The 5,838-nt window shown below is 70.5% G+C and carries 5 protein-coding genes; all 5 read right to left on the reverse strand.

Annotated elements, in window-relative coordinates:
* Positions 1 to 19 precede the first annotated feature (19 nt).
* Positions 20 to 685, reverse strand: coding sequence for a GNAT family N-acetyltransferase (locus CCN51_RS47845; RefSeq protein ID WP_014179025.1), 666 nt, complete (start codon positions 683 to 685; stop codon positions 20 to 22).
* Positions 682 to 2,025 (reverse strand): lysine N(6)-hydroxylase/L-ornithine N(5)-oxygenase family protein, encoded by a 1,344-nt coding sequence (locus CCN51_RS47850; protein ID WP_014179026.1) that lies wholly within the window; start codon positions 2,023 to 2,025, stop codon positions 682 to 684. Before CCN51_RS47850 ends, CCN51_RS47845 begins: the two co-directional genes overlap by 4 nt.
* A gap of 27 nt (positions 2,026 to 2,052) precedes the next feature.
* Positions 2,053 to 3,627 carry a pyridoxal phosphate-dependent decarboxylase family protein gene (locus CCN51_RS47855; protein ID WP_014179027.1) on the reverse strand — a complete coding sequence of 525 codons (1,575 nt, stop codon included), beginning with the start codon at positions 3,625 to 3,627 and terminating at the stop codon, positions 2,053 to 2,055.
* A gap of 186 nt (positions 3,628 to 3,813) precedes the next feature.
* Entirely contained in the window at positions 3,814 to 4,776 is a 963-nt protein-coding gene (locus CCN51_RS47860) for a siderophore-interacting protein (protein ID WP_014179028.1), read from the reverse strand.
* A gap of 36 nt (positions 4,777 to 4,812) precedes the next feature.
* Positions 4,813 to 5,838 (reverse strand): ABC transporter substrate-binding protein (locus tag CCN51_RS47865; RefSeq protein WP_281262484.1); only part of this gene is annotated, 1,026 nt, incomplete at its 5' end.

The raw sequence follows: 5,838 nt of genomic DNA on the forward strand, positions 1-5,838 counted from the left end.
GCGACGGCGTCGCGGGGGCTCATCGGGGGGCTCCTTGAACGGGTGCGCCGGATGCGTCAGGTACGTTGGGTGCGGCCTGTGCGGTGGCTGTGCCGGGTGCGGTGGCGGTCGGGCCGGAGGGCGCGTCGGCCGTCGCGGCGCGGAATTGGGCGCGGGTGCAGAAGCTGAGGTACGCGTCCTTCTCCGGTTTGGCGACCGTGCCCGCGATCTCGAAGCCGACGGCCGCGTTGAGCCGGTGCACCGCCGTATTACGGACGTCGGGCTCGACCACGACCCGTCGGGTCGCCGGGTCGGCGAAGAGGAACTCCATGACGGTGGTGATCACCGCCCGGGTGAACCCGTGCACCGGGGTGTCGGCCGGCGCGCACAGGAAGTGCATGCCGACATCGCCCTCCTGGGCGGGGTAGAGGCCCGCCAGCTCCACCCGGGCCGGGTCGTAGCGCTCGGTGAGGAAGGCGGGGCGGCCCTCGTGGAGGCCGATGAAGGCGTCGTGGTGCGGATGCTCGGTGATCTTGCGGTACTCGAAGGCGACCTGCGCCACGTCGGCGTCCTGCATCAGCCAGAAGGACGCCTTGGGGTGGGTGACCCAGTGGTGCAGCAACTCGGCGTCGGCGGCCGGGTCGAGGGGGCGTACGGAGAAGTGGCCGAGCGCCGCGTCGAGGTGGGTGAAGAGCGCCGTGGTCATCGCAGCGCCCCCTCGGGGGCCGCGAACTCCTGGAAGGCGATCGTCTTCTCGATGGGGTAGTGCTCGCGGCCCAGCAGCTCGCGGATGATGCACGAGTTGCGGTAGGCGGCCATCCCGAGGTCGGGGGTGACGAAGCCGTGGGTGTGCAGCTCGGCGTTCTGTACGTAGATCTCCCGCCCGGCGGTGGCGGTGTTGATGCTGTAGTCGCGGGCGACGGCGAAGCGCCCGGCCTCGTCCCAGGCGATGCGGTCCCGTACGGGCGCCAGGAACTCCGGCACCTGGTGGCGGTAGCCGGTGGCCAGGATCAGGCCCTGGGTGGTGAGGGTGAAGTCCTGGCCCTGCTCCTCCTGGCGCAGGGCCAGGGTGTACGAGCCACTGGCCGCGTCGCCGCCTGCCGGGTCGCCGTCGGCCGGGTCGTAGGAAGCCTCGCGCAGCGCGGTGTTGGTCAGCAGCCGGGTCGGGCACGGGCCCCGGCGGTTCTTGATGTAGAGCAGATCGAAGATGGCGTTGATGAGATCGGAGTTGATCCCCTTGTAGAGGTTCTTCTGCGAGGTGTTCAGCCGTTCGCGGGTGTGCGCGGGCAGCCCGTAGAAGTAGTCCACGTACTCCGGGGAGGTCATCTCCAGCGTGAGCTTGGTGTATTCGAGCGGGAAGAAGCGCGGCGAGCGGGTGATCCAGTCGAGCCGGTAGCCGTGCGCGTCGATGTCCTGGAGCAGGTCGTAGTAGATCTCGGCGGCGCTCTGGCCGCTGCCCACGACGGTGATGCTCTCCTTCGCCTGGAGGGCTTCCTTGTGCTCCAGGTACCGGGAGTTGTGGATCAGGTCCCCGCCCAGGTCACGGCAGGCTTCGGGAACGTACGGCGGTGTCCCGGTGCCCAGCACCAGGCGCCCGGCCCGCCAGGTGTGGCGCTCGCCGGTCGCGGTCTCGGTGGTGTGGACTGCGTACTGGCCGCCGGCCTCGTCGTACTCGACGGAGGTGACCTCCTGGCCGAAGCGGACGGAGCCGAGCCGGGCGGCCACCCAGCGGCAGTAGTCGTTGAACTCCTCCCGCAGCGGATAGAAGCTCTCGCGGATGTAGAAGGAGTACAGGCGGCCGTTCTCCTTCAGGTAGTTGAGGAAGGAGTACGGGGAGGTGGGGTCGGCGAGGGTCACCAGGTCGGACATGAACGGCGTCTGGAGCGTGCTGCCCTCGAGGAACATCCCCGAGTGCCAGTCGAAGTCCGGCTTGCGCTCCAGGAACAGCCCGTTCAGCTCGTCGATCGGGTCGGTGAGCGCGGCGAGGCCGAGGTTGAACGGGCCCAGGCCGATGGCGATGAAGTCATGGGAAGACACGGTGGACACGTGGGTCTCCGGCGGGGTCGAAGGCGGTCAGCTGGCCCGGGCCCGGGTGAACTCCGGTTCGGCGGCGTCCGGGGAGGACAGGTACTGATCGGCGTGGCAGGCGATCAGATCGAGGACATGGGCGATATCGCCGACCGAGGTCTCCGGGTTGAGCAGCGTGAACTTCAGGTAGTGCGCCCCGTCCACGACCGTCCCGGCCACGACGGCCTCACCGGAGGCGGCCAGCGCCTCGCGCGCGTGCAGATTTGCCCGGTCCAGCACTCCGGGGTCCGCTGACCCGCCGGTGTAGCGGAAGACCAGCGTGCTCAGCTGCGGCCGGGTGACCACCTCGTACCGCGGATCGGCGTCCAGCAGCCGCCACGCCTCGGCCGCCCGGTCCACCACCTCGTCGAACAGCTCCCCGACGGCGTCCGCGCCCATGACGCGCAGCGTCAGCCACAGCTTGAGCGCGTCGAAGCGCCGGGTGGTCTGCAGGGACTTGTCCACCTGGTTGGGGATCAGCCGTTCGGCGCTGTGGGCCGGGTTGAGGTAGTCGGCGTGGTACGTGGCATGGCTGAGCGTCGTACGGTCGCGCACCAGGACCGCGCTGGAACTGACCGGCTGGAAGAACGACTTGTGGTAGTCGACGGTGACCGAGTCGGCGCGCTCGATGCCGTCGAGGAGATGCCGACGGCGCGGGGAGACCAGCAGGCCACAGCCGTACGCCGCGTCGACGTGCAGCCAGGCCCCGGCCCGCGCGCACAGGTCGGCGATCTCGGGGAGCGGGTCGATGGAGCCGAAGTCGGTGGTCCCGGCGGTGGCCACGACCGCCATGACGACCAGGCCGTCGCGGCGGCAGCGGTCGAGCTCGCGGGCGAGCGCGACGGTGCGCATCCGCCGGTCCTGGTCGCAGGGCACGGCGATGACCGCCTCATAGCCGAGCCCGAGGACGGCGGCGGCCTTGGCGATGGAGAAGTGGCTCGCCTGGGAGGCGAGGATGCGCAGCCGGGGCAGGATCTGGGGTTTGGTGAGCGGTGCCCCGGCCGCCGCCGTCTCCTTCTCCACCAGCTTGCATGCCTCGTCGCGGGCGAGCAGCATCGCGTGCAGATTGGACTGCGTCCCGCCGCTGGTGAAGATGCCGTCCGCGGCCTCGCCGAGCCCGAGGCGCGCCGCCGTCCAGTCGATCAGGCGCCGTTCGATGAGCGTGCCGCCTGCACTCTGGTCCCAGGTGTCCAGCGAGGAGTTGACGGCGGAGAGGATCGCCTCGCCGAGCAGCGCGGGGATGACCACGGGGCAGTTGAGGTGGGCGAGATAGCGGGGGTGGTGGAAGTAGACGGCGTCCTTGAGATAGACGCGTTCGAGTTCGTCGAGGGCGGCGGCCGGGTCGCCCAGCGGCCGCTCCAGGTCGATCCCGGCGATCTCGGGGGCGAGTTCGGCCGGGGTGACTCCGGTGAACGGGCGGGTGGTGCGGGCGACGGTGGAGGCCACCAGGCCGACGCCGTCGGACACCGACCGCCGATAGCGGTCCGCCGTACGGTCGTTGAAGAGGTGGGCCCTGCCATCCGCCGCCCCGGGTATCGGCCCTGACGACGGGTCCTCAGCGGGGTGCGCGAGGAGACTCACGGTCTGTCCCTTCTGGGTTGGGCTGCTTGCGGGCATGGGTGTGCCCTGGACACGGCATGGGTGTGCCCTGGACGGGGGTGCGGGCGTGCAAGGGTGAGGAGCGGTGCGGGGGTGCGCGGGGTGTTCGTGTTCTTGTCTGCGCTGGTCCTGCGCTGGTCTGTGCTGGTCCGGGCTGGGCTGATCCGGTCAGTCGTCGTCCGACGCGGGGCCGGTGCCGCTCACGGCCTCCTCGATGAGCTGGTCGTCGGTCGCGCCCAGCCGCCAGTAGCCGGTGAAGGTGACCGCCTTGCGGTCGTAGCCGCGCTCGCGTACGAGGTGGCGGCGCAGCGCGCGGACCGTACCGGCCTCGCCCGCGATCCAGGCGTACGGGGTGCCCTCGGGCAGCGTCGCGTCGCGTACGCCGTCCAGGAGGAGGGCCGAGTGCGGGTCGGCGGGGTCGGCGCCGTCGCGGACCAGCCAGACGATCTCGGCGTCCGCCTCGGTGGGCAGTTGCTGCAGGTCCTCGGCGTGCTGCAGCTCGATCCAGACCCTGGCCCCGATACCGGCCGGCAGCCACTCCAGGATTCCGGCGACGGCGGGCAGCGCGGTCTCGTCGGCGGCGATGAGCACCCAGTCGGTGCCGGGCGGCGGGCGGAAGTCGACGCCGCCGTTGTCGGGGGCGACCGGGCCGAGGAGCATGGCGCGGTCACCGGGCCGGGCGCGCGCGGCCCAGCGGGAGGCCGGACCGCCCGACGCGTCGGCGCCGGTCGGGTCGGCGCCGTGCAGGGCGAAGTCCACGTCGACCTCTTCGGGTTCGCGCCGCTGCGCGCGCACGGTGTACGAGCGCATGACGGCGCGTACGGCGGGGTCCATGGCCCGCCACACCGGGAACCACTCCTCGCCCGCCTCGACCGGCACGATGGGAGCGTCCTGGTGGGGGTGCGGCAGGAACAGCTTGAAGCGCTGGTCGCGGCCGCCGGAGGCGAAGTCCTTCAGGGTGTCGCCGCCGAAGGTGATCCGCACCATGGACGGCCCGAGGACCTGTGTGCGGACGACCCGTACGTCGAAGAAGCGGAACGGGACGGAGGCGGGGGACGGGGACGGGGTCTCGGCTGATTCGGTTGACTCGGTTGATTCGGTGGAGGTGTGGGGGGTGGCGGCGGTGGTCATGAGAGCGGTCTCTTCCCTTCGCTTGCCCTGCCTGGGTCAGCTGACCTTCTTCGCGTCCTGGATGGCCTTGGTGAGGGCTTCGATATGCGGTGCGGCGCCCGCGTACGAGAACCGCGGCTCGCTGCTCCAGGGGACGATCTGGTCGGCCTTGACCGCGGGGAGCTTGGACCAGGTCGGCTTGGCGGCCAGGTCCTTGGGCTGCAAGGTGGCGGTGCGGTTGTCGAGGAACAGCAGATCGGCACCGTACTTGTCGGCGTTCTCCCAGCTCAGGCTCTCGAAATAGCCGCCCTTGTCGGTCTTCTGCGGGACGACGAAGTCGACGCCGAGCTCGCGGAAGTAGATCAGGTCGGCGTTGACCGCCGGGTTGGAGACATAGAAGAGGTCGGCACTGCCGGAGCAGGCCATGACCTTGATCTTCTTCGACTTGACGGTCTTGCGCAGCGTCTCGGCGGCGGCCTCGAAGCGGGCCTTGGCGTCGGTGACCTTCTTGGCGTTGAGATCGGCGCCGAGGGCGGCGGCGAGTTCGGCGTAGCGCTTGATGGGCTCGGCCATGGAGACCCGGCCGGTGGTGAGGGCGGCGCTGGGGGCCAGGGCGAGGATCTTGCTCTTGGAGTCGTCCGGGACGTAGAACAGGGCGCCCGGGTCGTACATGTTGGTGATCAGCAGCTGCGGGTTGAGCGAGGCGTACTTCTCGACGTTGAACTGGCCCCAGGCGCTGCCGAGGATGGTCACCTTGTCGACGTCGATGTCTCCGGCCTGCACGTCCGGCTTGCCGTTCTTCAGCTTGGTCGGGCCGAAGACGCCGACGATCTGGTCGTCGATGCCGAAGTCGTACAGCGCGGCCGCCGAGCCGATGTACGCGACGATGCGCTCGGGGCGGCTGCCGAGGTCGATCTTCGTCTTGCGGTCGTCGGTGAACGACCATGACCCGCCGCCGCTTTTGCCCTCCTTGCCCGAGGCCCCCGAGCCGTCTTTGCTGCCGCACGCGGTGACGAGGGCGCCGAGTCCGGCGAGGCCACCGGCGGCCAGCAGACCGCGGCGGGAGAGGGGGAGGGCTCTGGG

Source organism: Streptomyces milbemycinicus, assembly GCF_002154605.1.
Classification (GTDB): Bacteria; Actinomycetota; Actinomycetes; order Streptomycetales; family Streptomycetaceae; genus Streptomyces; species Streptomyces milbemycinicus.